This is a genomic window from Pseudomonas sp. BF-B-26 (genome assembly GCF_019956495.1).
Taxonomy (GTDB): Bacteria; Pseudomonadota; Gammaproteobacteria; order Pseudomonadales; family Pseudomonadaceae; genus Aquipseudomonas.
Map to the genome: position 1 here is coordinate 94,442 of NZ_JAHBDP010000069.1, position 16,197 is coordinate 110,638.

At 59.2% G+C, this 16,197-nt stretch carries 18 protein-coding genes and 1 pseudogene; 12 read left to right on the forward strand and 7 right to left on the reverse strand.

Going from position 1 to position 16,197, the window contains the following annotated elements; all coding sequences use genetic code 11:
* Positions 1-130: 130 nt before the first annotated feature.
* On the forward strand, positions 131-613 hold the full coding sequence (locus KGB03_RS12870) for an acyl-CoA thioesterase (RefSeq protein ID WP_074872148.1): 483 nt from the start codon (positions 131-133) through the stop codon (positions 611-613).
* A 103-nt stretch (positions 614-716) separates the two neighbouring features.
* On the opposite strand, the gene pdxY is transcribed toward KGB03_RS12870, so the two are convergent.
* Positions 717-1,589 (reverse strand): pyridoxal kinase PdxY, encoded by an 873-nt coding sequence (gene pdxY / locus KGB03_RS12875; protein ID WP_008156662.1) that lies wholly within the window; start codon positions 1,587-1,589, stop codon positions 717-719.
* Between the two features lie 120 nt (positions 1,590-1,709).
* Here pdxY and KGB03_RS12880 point away from each other — a divergent pair, with 120 nt between their 5' ends.
* Complete coding sequence (locus KGB03_RS12880; protein ID WP_223527265.1) at positions 1,710-2,123, forward strand: DUF3301 domain-containing protein; 414 nt, start codon at positions 1,710-1,712, stop codon at positions 2,121-2,123.
* Position 2,124: 1 nt separating this feature from the next.
* On the opposite strand, the gene KGB03_RS12885 is transcribed toward KGB03_RS12880, so the two are convergent.
* Positions 2,125-3,096, reverse strand: a complete 972-nt coding sequence (locus KGB03_RS12885; RefSeq protein ID WP_223527219.1) for a CobW family GTP-binding protein — start codon at positions 3,094-3,096, stop codon at positions 2,125-2,127.
* 26 nt (positions 3,097-3,122) lie between these two features.
* Here KGB03_RS12885 and KGB03_RS12890 point away from each other — a divergent pair, with 26 nt between their 5' ends.
* On the forward strand, positions 3,123-3,479 hold the full coding sequence (locus KGB03_RS12890; RefSeq protein ID WP_008156668.1) for a hypothetical protein: 357 nt from the start codon (positions 3,123-3,125) through the stop codon (positions 3,477-3,479).
* Positions 3,480-3,483: 4 nt separating this feature from the next.
* Here KGB03_RS12890 and KGB03_RS12895 read toward each other — a convergent pair whose 3' ends face one another.
* Together KGB03_RS12895 and zigA are read right to left on the reverse strand one after the other, a co-directional pair.
* Positions 3,484-4,134, reverse strand: a complete 651-nt coding sequence (locus KGB03_RS12895; RefSeq protein ID WP_223527220.1) for a DUF1826 domain-containing protein — start codon at positions 4,132-4,134, stop codon at positions 3,484-3,486.
* A complete protein-coding gene (gene zigA, locus KGB03_RS12900) occupies positions 4,134-5,342 on the reverse strand; it encodes a zinc metallochaperone GTPase ZigA (protein ID WP_223527221.1) in 1,209 nt (402 codons plus the stop codon). The genes KGB03_RS12895 and zigA overlap by 1 nt, the downstream gene beginning before the upstream one ends.
* Before the next feature lie 143 nt (positions 5,343-5,485).
* On the opposite strand from zigA, the gene KGB03_RS12905 reads away from it, so the two are divergent.
* Positions 5,486-5,863, forward strand: a complete 378-nt coding sequence (locus KGB03_RS12905; RefSeq protein WP_218536541.1) for a glutamine synthetase — start codon at positions 5,486-5,488, stop codon at positions 5,861-5,863.
* On the opposite strand, the pseudogene KGB03_RS12910 reads toward KGB03_RS12905, so the two are convergent.
* Positions 5,860-6,486, reverse strand: a pseudogene (locus tag KGB03_RS12910) (N-acetylmuramoyl-L-alanine amidase). The gene KGB03_RS12905 and the pseudogene KGB03_RS12910 sit on opposite strands and share 4 nt — an antisense overlap.
* 86 nt (positions 6,487-6,572) lie before the next feature.
* Here KGB03_RS12910 and folE2 point away from each other — a divergent pair.
* From folE2 to KGB03_RS12945, 7 genes are read left to right on the forward strand one after another with little or no spacing between them, the layout of a single operon-like run.
* Positions 6,573-7,469, forward strand: a complete 897-nt coding sequence (folE2, locus tag KGB03_RS12915; protein ID WP_223527222.1) for a GTP cyclohydrolase FolE2 — start codon at positions 6,573-6,575, stop codon at positions 7,467-7,469.
* A complete protein-coding gene (locus KGB03_RS12920; protein WP_218536539.1) occupies positions 7,466-8,134 on the forward strand; it encodes a metal ABC transporter ATP-binding protein in 669 nt (222 codons plus the stop codon). The genes folE2 and KGB03_RS12920 overlap by 4 nt, the downstream gene beginning before the upstream one ends.
* Positions 8,134-9,000: a metal ABC transporter permease gene (locus KGB03_RS12925; RefSeq protein ID WP_218536538.1), complete on the forward strand. Its 867-nt coding sequence runs from the start codon at positions 8,134-8,136 to the stop codon at positions 8,998-9,000. The genes KGB03_RS12920 and KGB03_RS12925 overlap by 1 nt, the downstream gene beginning before the upstream one ends.
* A gap of 11 nt (positions 9,001-9,011) precedes the next feature.
* Entirely contained in the window at positions 9,012-9,887 is an 876-nt protein-coding gene (locus tag KGB03_RS12930; RefSeq protein WP_218536537.1) for a metal ABC transporter substrate-binding protein, read from the forward strand.
* Complete coding sequence (locus tag KGB03_RS12935; RefSeq protein WP_046044954.1) at positions 9,884-10,444, forward strand: DapH/DapD/GlmU-related protein; 561 nt, start codon at positions 9,884-9,886, stop codon at positions 10,442-10,444. Before KGB03_RS12930 ends, KGB03_RS12935 begins: the two co-directional genes overlap by 4 nt.
* 2 nt (positions 10,445-10,446) lie before the next feature.
* Complete coding sequence (locus KGB03_RS12940; RefSeq protein ID WP_223527223.1) at positions 10,447-11,784, forward strand: dihydroorotase; 1,338 nt, start codon at positions 10,447-10,449, stop codon at positions 11,782-11,784.
* Positions 11,785-11,801: 17 nt separating this feature from the next.
* Positions 11,802-12,683, forward strand: a complete 882-nt coding sequence (locus KGB03_RS12945; RefSeq protein WP_218536535.1) for a His/Gly/Thr/Pro-type tRNA ligase C-terminal domain-containing protein — start codon at positions 11,802-11,804, stop codon at positions 12,681-12,683.
* Between the two features lie 23 nt (positions 12,684-12,706).
* On the opposite strand, the gene KGB03_RS12950 is transcribed toward KGB03_RS12945, so the two are convergent.
* The gene (locus tag KGB03_RS12950) at positions 12,707-13,228 is read right to left on the reverse strand and encodes a DUF3617 domain-containing protein (protein ID WP_008156692.1); all 522 of its coding nucleotides are present in this window, start codon (positions 13,226-13,228) and stop codon (positions 12,707-12,709) included.
* 131 nt (positions 13,229-13,359) lie between these two features.
* Here KGB03_RS12950 and cls point away from each other — a divergent pair, with 131 nt between their 5' ends.
* A complete protein-coding gene (gene cls / locus KGB03_RS12955; protein WP_223527224.1) occupies positions 13,360-14,799 on the forward strand; it encodes a cardiolipin synthase in 1,440 nt (479 codons plus the stop codon).
* Here the strand turns inward: cls and cfaB are convergent.
* Positions 14,796-15,983: a C17 cyclopropane fatty acid synthase CfaB gene (gene cfaB / locus KGB03_RS12960; protein WP_218536534.1), complete on the reverse strand. Its 1,188-nt coding sequence runs from the start codon at positions 15,981-15,983 to the stop codon at positions 14,796-14,798. The genes cls and cfaB overlap by 4 nt on opposite strands.
* Positions 15,984-16,197: the final 214 nt, after the last annotated feature.

A 16,197-nucleotide genomic window follows, 5' to 3' on the forward strand; every position in this document is an offset into this window, starting at 1 on the left:
GAAACAGATCGATCCAGGCGTGACGGCAGCCACCCGCCCGGCGTCCCGATAACTGTTGGTTTGAAAAGCTGACAAGGCCCCCGCAGAGGTGCCGCCCTTCCGAAATTCTGCCTTGAACCGTGAGAACGCTATGGAACCCGGAAACGCACAACTGTCGATGACGGTATTGATGACCCCCGACATGGCCAACTTCTCTGGCAATGTCCACGGCGGTACCTTGCTCAAATACCTCGACGAAGTGGCCTACGCGTGCGCCAGCCGTTATGCCGGCCGCTACGTGGTGACCCTGTCGGTGGATCAGGTGATTTTCCGCGAGCCGATTCATGTCGGCGAACTGGTGACCTTTCTGGCCTCGGTCAATTACACCGGCAACACCTCCATGGAGGTGGGCATCAAGGTAGTGACCGAGAACATCCGCGAGCGCTCGGTGCGCCACACCAACAGCTGCTTCTTCACCATGGTCGCAGTGGATGACGACCGCAAACCGGCTGCTGTCCCGCCACTGCAACCGCAGAACAGCGAAGACAAACGCCGCTTCATGCAGGCCCAGCAACGTCGGCAGATTCGTCAGGAACTGGAAAAGCGCTATCAGGACATCAAGGGTGACGCCTGAGCTGTTGAGTCAGTTTGATGTGGTTCGTTAGATAGTCTTCGCGAGCAAGTGGGAGCGGCGGTGCGGCGATCCGACTTGCTCGCGAATGGGTTCAACGCGGACCTCAGAGACTGATCGCTGCCGCCTCGAACCGCACCCGCGGATGGGCGATCCGGTCCTGAGCCCGTACCAGTTCTAGCTCATAGCTGGAGCAAGCCTGGGTTTCCAGCAGCACTTCATGTACCGCCGACGCGGCGAATTCGAAAGCCGCCACCAGGCTATCGCCCAACAGTACGCGAGCCAGAAACAGTCCGGAGGTCAGGTCGCCGACGCCCACCGGCTGACGCGGAAACGCCAGCAGCGGACGGCGCAAGTGCCAGCTGTCTTCGGCGGTCACCAGCAACATCTCGAAAACGTCCGCCGGTTTACCCGGATAGTCCAGATGCTTGACCAGCACAGCCTTCGGACCACGCGCCAGCAGCGCTCGCGCCATGGCCAGGCAATCGAACAACGATTGCGGCTTGCGCCCCGAAAAGCTGTCCAGCTCCAGCTGGTTCGGACACATGAAGTCCGCCACCGCAGCCGCCTCCTCCAGCAGGAAATCGCTGACTTCCGCGGGCACGCTGCAACCCTTTTCAGGATGGCCCATCACCGGGTCACACAGATACAGTGCCTTGGGATTCATCGACTTGATCCGCGCCACCCCCGTCAGGATCGCCCGGCCCTGAGCAGCACTGCCCAGATAGCCAGACAGCACGGCGTCGCAGTTGCCCAGTTCGCCAATCGCCGCGATGCCTTCGACCAGGTCGGGAATCTGATGCGGCGCCAGCACCTCACCGGCCCATTGGCCGTACTGGGTGTGGTTGGAGAACTGCACGGTATTGAGCGGCCAGACATTCACCCCGACCCGCTGCATCGGGAAAACCGCGGCGCTGTTGCCAGCGTGGCCGAACACCACGTGGGACTGGATGGCGAGCAGATGGGGCGTACGTTTCATGCGGTGGGTTTTCCGTCAAACGATTGAAATTCAAGCCGCGCAGTATGCGACTAAACACAGCCTGTACGACAGACCGGCGACGCAGTTAAGCTGACACTATCTTGTTGGAGCAATGTGTTGATGCTGACCCTTGGAAATATCTTCGTCCTGATGCTGCTTGCCACCGGTGGCGCGTGGTTATGGCACAACCATGGCTTGCGCGAGCGCGCGCTGGAACGGGTCAAGCAGCATTGCGCCAAGCTCGGAATCGAGCTGCTGGACGGCAATGTGGCCTTGAAGAAGATCGCATTCATTAAAGACGCAAACGGCCGGCGGCGCCTCGCCCGTGTGTATAACTTCGAATTCACCGTGACCGGTGAAAGCCGTCACAACGGCACCATCACCCAGTTTGGTGCCCACAGTGCGCAGATTGAGCTGGAGCCCTACCCGATGCCGTTCGACGACACACCTGCGGTGACCGATGTCGTGAAACCGCGCGCCGAGGTGATCGAGATGAGTCAGTGGCGGCAAGAACACACTAAATGGCGCCCGTGATTTAAATCGGGCTCGACCGGCAGTCGGCTAGATCTCTTTGTAATGAATCAACTTCCTGCGGCTCACTGAAAATCAGCTCGATGCGCGAATCATGCCGCCATTCGCTGGGCTGCCAGTCCAGCACCGAGTTTTCCAGTGCATTCACCGAAACCCAACCGTCGACGCTGTGGATAACCAGTTTCGCCCGCCGCCAGGCAAGGCATTCAAGCCAACGACCAACGAGCGTCGCATCGAAAGTCTGACTCGGATGCCAGCGCCACCCAACGCTCCAGCCGCCCTCCTGCTCCTGACTCAAGCAAATTGGCAGCGCAGGGTCGGTCCAGATGGCCGGCTGCTGTGCCAATCCTTTGGGTGCAACGAAGTTATCCACACCCGCTACAGCCTGAACCCCAAGCCCTGGTAACTCACTCAATGGCAGCGCAGCTTGCTGCGTCCAGTACAACGGACGCGTCGGCAACTGTGCAGCGATTCGCTGGCGATCAGCATCGTCGATATTTTCGGATTTGTTCATCAGCAACAACCCGGCGCTGTTCAGCGCTTCCTGTTGCGCCACCGGCAGCGGTTTGCCGGCAGCAAGTGCCTGGGCGTCCAGCACCAGTACGCAGGGTTGAACAGCCAACACGCCTTGCCACGGCGCCTCACTCAATTGCCTGAACAATTGCGCCGGATGCCCCAGCCCGGAGGGCTCGATAAACAGCCGATCCGGCCGCGCCTTGCGTAGCAAACGCCCGAGGCCGATCTGAAACGGCGCACCATTGACGCAACACAAACAGCCCCCGGCCACTTCGCCCAGTGCGATACCATCGGCGTCCTGGGTCAGCAATGCAGCGTCGAGGCCGATCTGACCGAACTCGTTGATTAGCACTGCCCAACGCTCATTCGCCGGCCGCTGCGCCAGCAGGTGCTTGATCAGGCTGGTCTTGCCGGCACCCAAAGGGCCAGCAATGATGTGAGTGGGAATGTTCTGCAACATGGTCGAAAGTTTCTGAGGAGGTAAGGATGCGGTTGATGGGATTGTCGTTGCTCCTGGCGCTCACTTCAGGTGAGGCGCTGGCTCAAGCCTGCGTGGTACATAGCACGGCTGCGCGACTCGACGTGAAAGTCTGCCAGCAGAACCGCAACATCCCGGAAAAACTGTTCGCCGATGGGTTCTGCCAGCCGAACCTTCCTGGCCAGAAAGTCGAGGTGCAGTACGTCGATCAATGCCCCACCGGCGCGTTCGGCGTGTGCAGCAACGCCCAAGTCGCCAATATGCCTTACCGGCAGGATATTCACTATTACGGCGTAGCCACGGATGCGGCGTATTTGAAACCGTTTTGTGAAGCCCAGAGCCAGGGAACCTGGCTCAAGCCGTGAGCCGCTAGCTGAGCCAGTCGAGCGTCAGGATCAGCCGCCGCTCACCGGGCGCAAGCTGTGGCGACCGATGAATCAGGCCAAAGCCTTCGTTGCCATGCCATTTCTCGCCTTTGAGCAACGCGACTTCGCCGCAGGCGATCTGCTGGATCAGCGCATTGTCCTGGGGTTCGACTTCGGCTTTACCCAGTTGTCGGCGATCCATCGCACCTTCCTTCAGCCACTGGCTGCCGATCCCGCAATACGTGCTGATCAGCCGCACCGGCACGTGATCGACGTGGAAACGCGGGCACATGGCCTTGTCGAGGACCCGCAGGCGCAGGCCGACACGCTTGGCGCCCAGCAAACAGGCGAAAGCACTGACCAGCCAGGAGACGTCGGCGATGAAACCTTCGTAACCTTCGAGATCGCTGAAACCTGAGGCCAATCCGCGAAGATTGGGTTCGGTGTCATCGCTGGGCAGTTCCAGGACCAGAGACTCGGCCAACGGCTCGTTCAGGGACAGCAGCAAACGCCCGAAATCAGCGATGTGCGCCGGCAGTTGGCGCTGCCAAACGGCGAGGTTTACACCGTCATCCAGTACTCGGGTCAGCGCTCGCGGCGTCTCACCTTGAACCTGACAAATGATCGGCCGCAGTTTCAGACTGGGTGCCAACATCAGGCTGCCACCTCTTCATGCCACGGGCCAAATGGATCTGGCAGCAATCGCCAGGCCTCGGCGCCTAACGCCATTTCATCGTCGGTCAGCAGGCAATTGTCGAGTTCATGGGTGAGTTGCGAGAAGTCGATGTTCTGGCCGATGAACACCAGTTCCTGGCGGCAATCGCCAGTGGTTGCGGTCCAGTTTTCCATGATCCCGGCGGTGCTTTCTTCGTCCTGCGGCCACTGGGTTTTCGGCACGAAACGCCACCAGCGCCCGGCGAAACCATGGCGCATCAATCCGCCGGCCTGGGACCAGCTACCGGCGTCCATGTGCTTGCTGGCCAGCCAGAAGAAGCCCTTGGAGCGCAGCAGTTTGCCGTTCACCCACGGGCGGTCGATGAAGCTGAAAAAACGCTGCGGATGAAACGGTCGGCGTGCTCGATAAGCTGTCGAGGCGATGCCGTATTCCTCGGTTTCGGGCACGTGTTCGCCACGCAATTCCTGTAGCCAGCCCGGCGCCTGAGCGGCCTTTTCGAAGTCGAAACGACCGGTATTGAGGATTTTCTTGAGCGGCACTTCGCCCATCACCATCGGAATGATTTCGGCCTGGGCATTGAGCCGTTCGAGGATCGCGACCAGCTCCTGGCGTTCGCGGCTGCTGATCAAGTCGATCTTACTGATCAGAATCACGTCGGCGAATTCGATCTGCTCGATCAACAGGTCGGTGATCGAGCGTTCGTCCTCTTCACCCAAGGTTTCGCCACGGGAAGCGAGGCTTTCGGCGGCCTGATAGTCGAGCAGGAAGTTCATGCCATCGACCACGGTGACCATGGTGTCGAGCCGGGCGATGTCGGCCAGGCTCTGCCCTTCTTCATCGCGGAAGGTAAAGGTTTCCGCCACGGGCAGTGGCTCTGAAATGCCGGTGGATTCGATCAATAAATAATCAAAACGCCCCTCCTTGGCGAGTTTGCTCACCTCTTCCAACAAGTCTTCGCGCAAGGTGCAGCAGATACAGCCGTTGCTCATTTCCACGAGTTTTTCTTCGGCACGATTCAGGGTGACATCGCGCTGGACTTCACTGCCATCGATGTTGATTTCGCTCATATCATTGACGATCACGGCGACGCGCAGGTTGTCGCGATTACGCAGCACGTAGTTGAGCAGCGTACTTTTGCCAGCGCCGAGAAAGCCCGACAGGACGGTTACGGGGAGACGATTGGGCATCAGGTATTCCTCACAGAGATGCCCGGTCGCAATGTCGGGCTTAACTTGATGTTATAGTATAACAACACAATCAAGCCACTCTCCTCTTGCCCAAGATGACAAAGGGCACGATGCTCAAGCCCGTTCGGTCCGTGAGAAATCCTATGCGTGTCGCCCTGAGAATAACGCTGATGAGCGTTTCGCTGCTGGTCGCTGTCGGCGCCTGGGCGCAAAGCCCGAGCCTGGCCAAATGCACCCGAAGCGCCAATCTGCTGGCCTGCGTGGATGGCGACGGCAACGCCTACAACGTCAACACCGCCGGAAGCACGATCTATCTGCGGGGTTTCGAAGCGGCCGGCAAACGCCACTGGGCGCAGACCAACAGTCGCTACGGACAACTCACGTTTTTCACTGGGATCGCATCCGATGGCGAGGCCTGGGTCGGCTACAACCGTCGCGTCGGCTGGACCACGATCAATCGATTTTCCAGTTCCGGTGGTAGCAGCGGCAAGTTCACCTGTAGCCGAATTGCAGGGTGTTAGGCCTGGGATTTTTTCTGCTCTTGCTGCCAAGGGATGTAACTGTTTACCGGCGGATTTTTCTGGAAATAGCGCTGTAACCCTTCAAACAAGCCATCGGCTACGGCCTGACCAGTCGCTGACTGTCGCGAGCGTTGGAGATGAAGCCGGTTTCCACCAGGATCGACGGCACGTCCTGCGACTTGAGCACCGCAATTCCCGCTTGTTCCACACGCTTCTGATGCAGCGTGGTGGTGCCTGCCAGACTGCCGAGCACCGTGCTACGCAACTGCAAACTGGCGGCGATGGTCGCGTTCATCGACATGTCGAGAATGCCCCCCGCGAGCATCGGGTCCTTATCCTTGAGATTGAGCAGGCTGGTAGTGCCCAACAGGTCTGCCCCATTCTCACGTTGCGCCATGAAACGCGCCGTCGCGGTTGGCGCCACTCAGATCGATGATCAGCCGTTCGGGAGCGCTCAGGGAAAACGTCTTGTATTGCACCCACCCGCTCAGATCGAACACCCATCGCAACTTGTCATCCGAACGCCAGAGCCGCGCATTGCGAATCTGAGTGGCCGAGACGCCAAACGGTAAAGCGAAGGCCGCGCTGGCCAGGATCAGGTTCAACAAGTGACGTCTGAGCATGAAGAAAGCCTGTTCATGAAAAAGGCATGGTTGATTTTAATGTAATAACATAACATGCAGAATCGACTCCCACGACGGACCTGCTCATGAATGCGCTGACTCTGCCGGATATTGCCGCGCAGGCCTCTCGCCAAGCCCTGCCACTCGACTGGGTGGGCATGTGCGGCGTTGCTCTTCCTGTTTTGTTCGATGGCCAACGATTGGGTGCAAAGGCCGACGCGGGCGTTAGCCTCGATGATGGCGAGGCGCGCGGGATTCATATGTCGCGTCTGTACTTGGCACTGGAAATGCTCGAGCAAGAAAACCTGACACCCGACTTGTTGCGGCGAGTTTTGCAAAGTTTTCTCGATACTCATGAAGGACTGTCCACCAGCGCGCACTTAAAAATCCACACCGATTTACTGCTCAAAAGACCGGCACTGGTCAGTCCATTGGCCGGCTGGAAAACCTATCCAGTGAGCATCGAAGCACGTTTGAAAAACGCGATGTTCCACGTGGAACTAAAAATCGACGTGCCTTATTCCTCGACTTGTCCGTGTTCCGCCGCGCTTTCCCGGCAGCTGATTCAACAACAATTCGTCGATGACTTCGCCAACAAGCCGCTGCAACACGCCGATGTGTTGACTTGGCTCGGCTCCACAAAAGGCATCGTCGCAACGCCTCACAGCCAACGGAGCACTGCGCAATTACGGCTTCGACTGCACGACTATCTGGATGATTTGCCGCTGATCGCGATCATCAACGACGCCGAAGCGGCCCTCGGCACCGCCGTACAAACCGCCGTAAAACGCGCCGACGAACAAGCCTTCGCGCTGGCCAACGGTCAGAACCTGATGTTCTGCGAAGACGCCGCGCGACGTTTGAACCTGGCCCTGAAACGCTCCCCCGGCATCAACGCCTTCCACATACGAGTCGTCCACGCGGAAAGCCTCCACGCACACGATGCGGTCGCCGAAAGCCGCTGGAATTGGGAGGCCGCATGATTCATTGCCAAGCCTTGCGTTGGGGTGCACCCGGCCAGCCACTGACTCCCGACGTGGATTTCGAACTGGCCAAAGGAAGTCTGACCGCCGTCATCGGTGCCAATGGCTCGGGCAAAAGCAGCCTGCTGAAAGTTATCGCGGGGTTGCAAAAACCGCTGATGGGCAAAGTCATCCTGGATGTTCCACGCAAGGGCAGCCTCTCGTTCCTGCCCCAGCAACAACACCTGGATCGCCAATTCCCCATTAGCCTGCAAGAGTTAGTGGCCGCCGGTTTCTGGGGTAGCACGCAGTCTCCCGAAACACGCAGACAACGCCTCAAAGCCGTGCTGGAAAACTGGTGTCTGAGCGGACTGGAACAGCGCCCGTTGATGGCCTTATCCGGCGGCGAATTACAGCGTGCCCTACTCGCCCGTTTGAGCCTCGCCGACGCACCATTGCTATTGCTCGACGAACCCCACGCCGCCCTCGACGAACTCGGTCAGGCACTCCTCTGGAAACACATTCACGCCTGGCATGCCGAAGGCCGAACCCAGCTGATCGTGTGCCATGACCTGGCCGCCGTTCGCCAACACATTCCTCAAACGTTGCTGATCAAAAGTACCGGCTGCGTCCTCGGATCGAGCGTCGATCTGATCCACAAACAACCCCATACGCGGGTGGCCTGATGCTCGCCGCCGCTCATCTTTGGCAACCGTTCCACGAGTTCGTGTTCATGCACCGAGCGCTGCTGGGTGGATTGGTTCTGGCATGCAGCACCGCACCGTTGGGCGTGTTTTTGATCCTGCGACGCATGAGCCTGATCGGCGACGCGGTGGCTCACGGCATTCTGCCGGGGGCCGCATTGGGCTTCTGGTTCGCCGGATTGAGTCTGCCGGCGCTGACCGTCGGCGGCCTCGGTGCCGGTCTCGGCATGGCCGGACTCGCCGCCTGGATCACCCGTCGCACCGGCCTGCGAGAAGACGCCAGCCTCGCCGCGATTTACCCGATTTCCCTTGCCTGCGGTGTGCTGATCCTCGGCATCGCCGGCAAACGTCTGGACCTGTTACACCTGTTGTTTGGTTCGGCGCTGGCCGTCGATGGCCCGACGTTGACCGGCATGGTGTGGGTCTCGGCATTCAGTCTGATTGCCATGGCCTTCATCTACAAACCGCTGTTGCTGGACACCCTCGACCCCCTCTTTTTGCAAACCGTCAGCCGACTCGGTCCCCTGGCTCACGGCGTATTTCTGACCCTGGTGGTGCTGAATCTGGTGATCGGTTTTCAAGCCATCGGTGCGCTGATGGTGGTCGGTTTGATGATGTTGCCCGCCGCCGCTTCGCGCTTCTGGAGTCGTCGCTTGCCCGTGTTGATGACCATCGCCGCCCTGCTCGGCTGCCTCTCGGTGTGGCTCGGACTGTTGCTGTCGTTCTACTACTCGCTGCCCAGTGGCCCGGCGATCGTGCTGGTGGCTGGCGGTTTGTATCTGCTGTCCGTGGTGTTCGGACCGGTGCACGGTTTGCTGCGCCGCCCGCCTTTGCTCACATCCCAATGAGGTGTTACCCGATGCGCGCTTTACTCGTGCTGTTCAGTTTGCTGCTGTCGATGTCGCTGTCTGCTGCGGAAAAACTTCAGGTAATCACCAGTTTCAGCATCCTCGCCGACATGACCCATCAAGTTGGCGGCGACCATATCCAGATCACCAACATGGTCGGCCCGGACGCCGATGCTCACACGTACGAGCCGACCCCGGACGACGCCAAGGCGTTGCTCAAAGCCAAACTCATCATCAAAAACGGCTTGGGTTTCGAGCCATGGCTGGACCGCCTGGTAACCAGCACCGAGACCAAAGCGCCAGTGATCAGCGCGAGCCACGGCGTCATCCCGCGCTCCCTGAATGAAGATGGCGAGAGCGTTCCTGACCCGCACGCTTGGCACAATCTGGCGAACGCTGAGCTGTACATCAGCAACATCACCAAGGCGCTGATCGCCACCGACCCGACGAACAAAGCCGACTACGAACGCAACAGTCAGGCCTACCTGAAACAGATCTATGCGTTGCTTGCCGAAGCCAAGGCAAAACTCGGTTCGCTGCCACCGGGCAATCGCAAAATCGTGACGTCCCATGACGCCTTCGGTTACCTCGGTCAGGCTTACGGCATCGACTTCATGGCCCCTCAAGGACTGTCCACTGAACGCGAACCGTCAGCCGCCGAAGTCGCTGCATTGATCACCCAGATTCGCCAGGCCAAGGTCAAAGCGGTGTTCATGGAAAACATCAAGGATGCACGTCTGCTCAAGCAGATTGCCGATGAAAGCGGCGCGCACATCGGTGGCACGTTGTACTCCGATGCCCTTGCGGCTAACGGGCCGGCCAGCACCTTTGTCGGGTTGTTCGAGTACAACCTCAACACCCTGTACAACGCGTTGAGCAAGCCATGATCCGGAAGAATCCTTCCGGTGATTTGCCGGTGATCGCGGAGTCTGCCTACGTGGATAAAACCGCCATCATCTGCGGCAAAGTGGTGATCGGCGAGAACGTCTTCGTCGGTCCCTACGCGGTGATTCGGGCCGACGAAGTGGATGCCTCGGGCGAGATGGAGCCGATCACCATCGGCGCCAACTCGAACATCCAGGATGGCGTGGTGATCCACTCCAAGTCCGGGGCGGCAGTGACCATCGGCGAGTTCAGTTCCATCGCCCACCGCTCGATCGTTCATGGTCCGTGCAAGGTTGGCGATCGGGTGTTCATCGGGTTCAACAGCGTGCTGTTCAACTGCGTCGTCGGTGACGGCTGCGTGGTGCGCCACAACTCGGTAGTCGACGGTCGCGACCTGCCTGAAGACTTCTATGTGCCCTCCACCACCCGCATCGGCCCGAAGACTGATCTGTCGCAGTTCCCACCGGTGAGCGTCAGCGCCTCGGAGTTTTCCGAAGACGTGGCGCGCACCAACGTCGACCTGGTGCGCGGCTACAAAGCCCTGCAGAACGAGTTCTGACCATGAGCAGCGTGCTGATTCGCAATGCCCGGCTGGTGAATGAAGGCCGTGAGTTTGATGGTGATCTGTTGGTGAGCAACGGGAGAATCGTGAAGATCGCCAGCAGCATCCACGGTGAAAATGCCGACGTGGAAATCGATGCACAAGGGCAGTGGCTGCTGCCCGGAATGATCGACGACCAAGTGCACTTCCGCGATCCAGGCTCGCCAGACAAAGGCAGCGTCTACACCGAATCCCGGGCGGCGGTGGCCGGTGGCATCACCAGCTTCATGGACATGCCCAACACTAATCCGGCGACCCTGACCCTCAGCGCACTGGCCGACAAAAAGCGCCGAGCGGCAACTGACTCCGTCGCCAATTACGGCTTTCATTTCGGCGTGAGCAACGACAATCTCGACACTGTCGCCGCGCTGAATCCCTGCGAAGTTGCTGGAGTCAAAGTGTTCATGGGCGCTTCAACCGGCAACATGCTGGTGGATGACCCGAGGATTCTCGAGCGGCTATTCGCCGAGGTGCCGACCCTTTTGTTGGCCCACTGCGAACACACACCCAGCATCAACGCCAACGCAGCGAACCTGCGTGAGTTGTTCGGCGAGCACCTTCCAGCGGCGGCTCACCCGCTGATCCGCAACGCCGAGGCCTGCTTTCGCTCCTCCTCAATGGCTGTGGAACTGGCCAGGCGTCACCGCACCCGACTGCATGTTCTGCACCTGACCACCGCCCGCGAACTGGCGTTGTTCGAAGACAAGCCACTCGCCCAGAAACGCATCACCGCCGAAGTCTGCCTGCACCACTTGCTGTTCGATGACCGGGATTACCCGAGCCTCGGCAACCTGATCAAGTGCAACCCGGCGATCAAAACCCAGGCGGACCGCGATGCCTTGCGCGAAGCATTGCTGAGCGATCGGCTCGACGTGATCGGCAGCGATCATGCGCCTCACACTTGGGCTGAAAAACAGCGGCCGTATAGCCAAGCGCCATCCGGCTTGCCGTTGGTACAGCACGCCCTGCCCGCGTTGCTGGAACTGGTCGCAGATGAAGTGTTGCCGATCACTACGCTCGTCGCAAAAACCAGTCACCGGGTCGCTGATCTGTTCGCCATTCCCGACCGCGGTTATTTGCGCGAAGGTTATTGGGCTGACCTCGTTATGATCAAACCCGAACCCGGCGGCGTCGCCGTTTCCCAGCAGCCGATCCTGTCTCAATGCGGCTGGACACCTTTTGCCCGTCAGCGTTTTCGCCACAGCGTCAGCACCACCATCGTGTCGGGGCAAATTGCCTGGCACCGCAAACGTCTTAATGACGACTGTCAGGGTTTACCACTACGATTTATGCGCTAGCACTCGGGAGCACCGACATGATTCACATCACCCTGAGCGATGGTTCATTGCGTGAATACGACCAGCCACTGTCGGTGTACGAGCTCGCCGCGAGTATCGGACCCGGACTGGCAAAAGCGGCGGTGGCCGGCCGAGTGGACGGCATCCTGGTGGACTGTGAGTTCATGATCGAAGCCGATGCCCGGGTCAGCATCGTCACGCCTCAAGAGCCCGATGGACTGGAGATCCTGCGACGCTCCTGTGTACTGATGCTGGCCATGGCCGTTAAACAACTCCATCCACAGGTGCAATTGCACTCAGGAACGGCGCTGGGCGACGGGTTCTTTCATGAGTTTTCTGCCGAGCAACCCTTAACGCAGACAGACTTGCCACTGATCGAAGCCCGCATGCAGACGCTGGCGGCGACCAATCACTCGATTCGCCGTCAAGGAAAGACGCCGCTGTACCGCCTGGGGAACGTCGAATCTACAACCGCCGGCCCGCATGTCCCCGCGACCAGAGTGCTGCAAGCGTTCACCCTCGATCACGTCAGCAGTACGTTGCCGCAACGGATTTACGGTACGTGCTGGTCCTGCCAACAAGAGCTTGATAACTGGCGGACGCCGCCACACGTCATGATCGTCAGCATGGACCAACGTCAGGCGGATTACGCGCAGTCGGTCACCGAGGCATTGCGCAGAAGTGGCGTGCGCGCCCGTGCGGATCTGCGTCACGAGAAAGTCCGCCAAAAAATTCGCGAGCACAGTCAGCATGTGCCGTATCTGCTGGTGATCGGGGAGAAAGAAAAAGAAGGCGGGTTTGTCAGTGTGCGCAGCCGCACTGGGGAGGATTTCGGCAGGATGAGCGTTGAGACGGTGTGTGAGTGGTTGAATCAGGCCCGCTCCCACACGGACGTGTAGGGCGCGGGCCTGCTGACGAGTTTTTAAGCTCTCGGTTTGACGGTCCCGCAATCCTGCCCCAACCACACAGCGCGGCTTTCGAGGCTACCCTTCTGCTGAATACCGGTAGCATTGAACGTGCCGTTAACCTTGGTGGTGAACTCACGATCACTGAGGAAAGTGGCGACCCCGGCGCCCTGCGCTTTCGGACAGCTGAAGCGGAATTTCCACTGATTCCCGGTACGGTCGGTGATTTCCTGCTTGCAGCCCGACTGTGGATCGGTCAGCGGAATATTGTCTGTCTTCACCTGCTCAGGCGTCAGACAAGCCCGAATCCCTTTGCCGCCCATGGTGATGCCCTGCTTTTCGAGCTGCGCTCGCTGTTGAGGGGTCATCTGGCTCTGTATCTGGCCAAGGATCAGCTGCAAATCCGGGAGATTCTGGTCATCGACCTTCATGTTGCTTGTGGTCATTTCCCACAAACCGGGCTGCAACATCTGCGCCTGAGCGGCCACAGGAAGTGACAAACCAATAGCCATGGCCAAACCCAGCAGACGAACGTTCATCGAGTAACTCCTGATCATTAGTGGCCGTTAGACGTCAGCCAGTGGCTTCGGTTCATGGGCCAATTAAATAGCGACATTCTGCACGGAACATGGTCTGTTAAGCATTGAATCTTCAGGAGCAAGGCTGCCCCATGGATTACTTTGGACCGCATATTTTCGGCTACATGATTGCACTGCTTCACACGCTGGGCCTGATCGCAGCCATCCACGCCGTGCTCACCGTCCGGACCGCCCAGGGATCGATCGCCTGGGCCCTGTCGTTGCTGTTTATTCCCTACCTCACGCTCATCCCCTACCTGGTCTTCGGTAGCAGCACCTTCGATGGTTACATCAACGCTCGGCGCCAGGCCAACGAAGAAATGCGCAAGGCGATCTCCGAGCTCAACTGGCGCCCTTGGGTAGAAGAGGCGCTGACCGCTCGCGCCTCCAATGCTTACGCGTCCTTGAGGGCCATGCCTAAACTGGGGCGCATGCCGTGCCTGGCGAACAACGAAGTGCGTTTGCTGATCGACGGCCAAGCCACCTTCAACGCCATATTTGAAGCCATCAGCAACGCGAAGGAAGCGGTGCTGATTCAGTTTTTCATCATCCACCACGATCGCCTCGGTCAACGCCTGCAAACCTTGCTGCTGAAGAAAGCCGCCGAAGGCGTGGCGGTTTATTTATTGTACGACCGCATCGGTAGCCACTCCCTGCCTCACAGTTACGTGCAGCCACTGCGCGATGCCGGCGTCGAGGTCAAAGCCTTTGCCACCCGCAGCGGCTGGCTCAACCGCTTCCAGGTCAACTTCCGCAACCACCGCAAGATTGTGGTGGTCGATGGTGTGCTGGGTTTCGTCGGTGGGCACAACGTCGGCGACGAGTACATGGGCGAGAAACCACCCCTCGCCCCGTGGCGCGATACCCATGTGCAAGTACGCGGACCGGTGGTGGCCTGCATGCAGGAATCTTTCGCTGAAGACTGGTTTTGGGCCGCCCGCTCATTGCCGCCGCTGATCCTGCCGGACGTTTACCCGGACGACGGCGTGCTCTGCCAATTGCTGGCGAGCGGCCCGGCAGATTCCTACGAAACCTGCTCGTTGTTCTTCGTCGAAGCCATCCATGCGGCAACCGAACGGGTGTGGATCACCAGTCCTTATTTCATCCCTGACGAAGCGGTATTCGCAGCGTTGCGGCTGGCGGTACTGCGCGGTGTTGATGTGCGATTGCTCCTGCCTTCACGGCCCGATCACCGCATCGTCTACGCAGCGTCCAGCCTGTACGCCTTCGAAGCGGTACGCGCCGGCGTGCGGGTGTTCCGCTACGAGCCGGGGTTTCTGCATCAGAAAGTGGTGTTGATCGACAGCGAAATCAGCGCCATTGGCAGCGCCAATCTGGACAACCGCTCGTTCCGGCTGAATTTTGAAGTGATGTTGTTGACGGTCGACAGCGCGTTTGCCGCCGAAGTAGAACAGATGCTCAACGATGACTTTGCACAGGCTCACGAGATCGCCAAAGAAGAAAGCCGGGAGACCCGCCGCCTGCAACAGGTCGGCATGCGGGTCGCCCGGCTTATTTCACCGATACTTTAAGGGTTGTAGATATCGTCGCGCGTCCATGGCAGTTCATGGCTGCCATCGGGGTGAGCTTTCACCGCGAGAATCTGGTGCAGATTGATCCAGCCCTTGGCGAACGCGTAAGCGCACCCCGCCAGGTACAGCCGCCAGATCCGTAAGGCCTGCTCTGGCACCAGCCTGGAAGCCGCTTCCAGATTGTCTTCCAGGCGTTCACTCCAATGGTCCAGCGTACGCGCGTAGTGCAGGCGCAGGCTCTCGACGTCGACAATCTCCAGCCCTGCTTCGCTGATCTCGGCAGAGATCATCGACAGGTGCGGCAGCTCGCCATTGGGGAACACATATTTCTCGATGAATTCGCCGGCACCGCGCCCCACCGGACGGCCGTCGGTGTGTTTGGCGGTGATCCCGTGGTTCATCACCAGGCCACCCTCCTTCACCGCACCGAACAAGGTCTTGCAGTACTCGGCCAGATTGGCGTGGCCGACGTGTTCGAACATACCGACACTGACCACTTTGTCGAAGCGACCGTCCTGCGGCAGGTCACGGTAGTCGAGCAGTTGCAGTTCGACCAGATCGTCCAGGCCTTCGGCGGTCACCCGTTCACGGGCAAGTTCCAGTTGCGCTTTACTGAGTGTGATCCCGAACACCTTCGCGCCAAACTCCCGGGCCGCATAGCGTGCCAGTCCGCCCCAACCGCAACCGACATCCAGCAGGTATTCCCCTGGTTGCAGCCGCAGCTTGCGGCACAGGTGGCGGAATTTGGCTTGCTGGGCTTGCTCCAGCGTTTCGCTACCGGTCTCGAAATAGGCGCAGGAATACGCCATGTCACTGTCGAGCCACAGCTGATAAAACGCGTTGGAAAGGTCGTAGTGGTAGGAAATCGCCTTGGCGTCGGTTTCCTTGTCGTGAACGGTGCGCATCGGCTGACTGTCGTCGTCCTCGCTCACCAACGCCTGGCTCCATTCATCGCAGACGCGGATCACGTCGCTGATGGAGCCTTCCAGCTCAAGTTTACCTTCGACAAACGCCGCTCCGAGCGCGTCCAGGCTTGGGTGAGTGAACTGGGTAACCATTTGTGGGTCCTTGACCACAATAGTGACGCTGGGCGTCGGCCCCAGGTTGAATTCATGGCCGTCCCAGAGTCGCAGGCGTAGCGGCAACTGCAGATTCTGTAAGGCCGGAGGAAGGTGCGCGAGCATGGATAGTCCCTCTAGTTTCAGACGTCTGATGTGAGGGTAGACCATCCTTGAAAAATAGCTGGCTATCGAATTGATCGCCCTTTTCTATGATTCGTAACGCTCGAACCCACCGTCGCGAATTCACAAAAGTGATTGCCCTCACGTAGATGACTACGAATTCGTCATACAGTTCTGAAAACTTGAAATCGACCGCGATCGCGCTGTTTAGAGCATT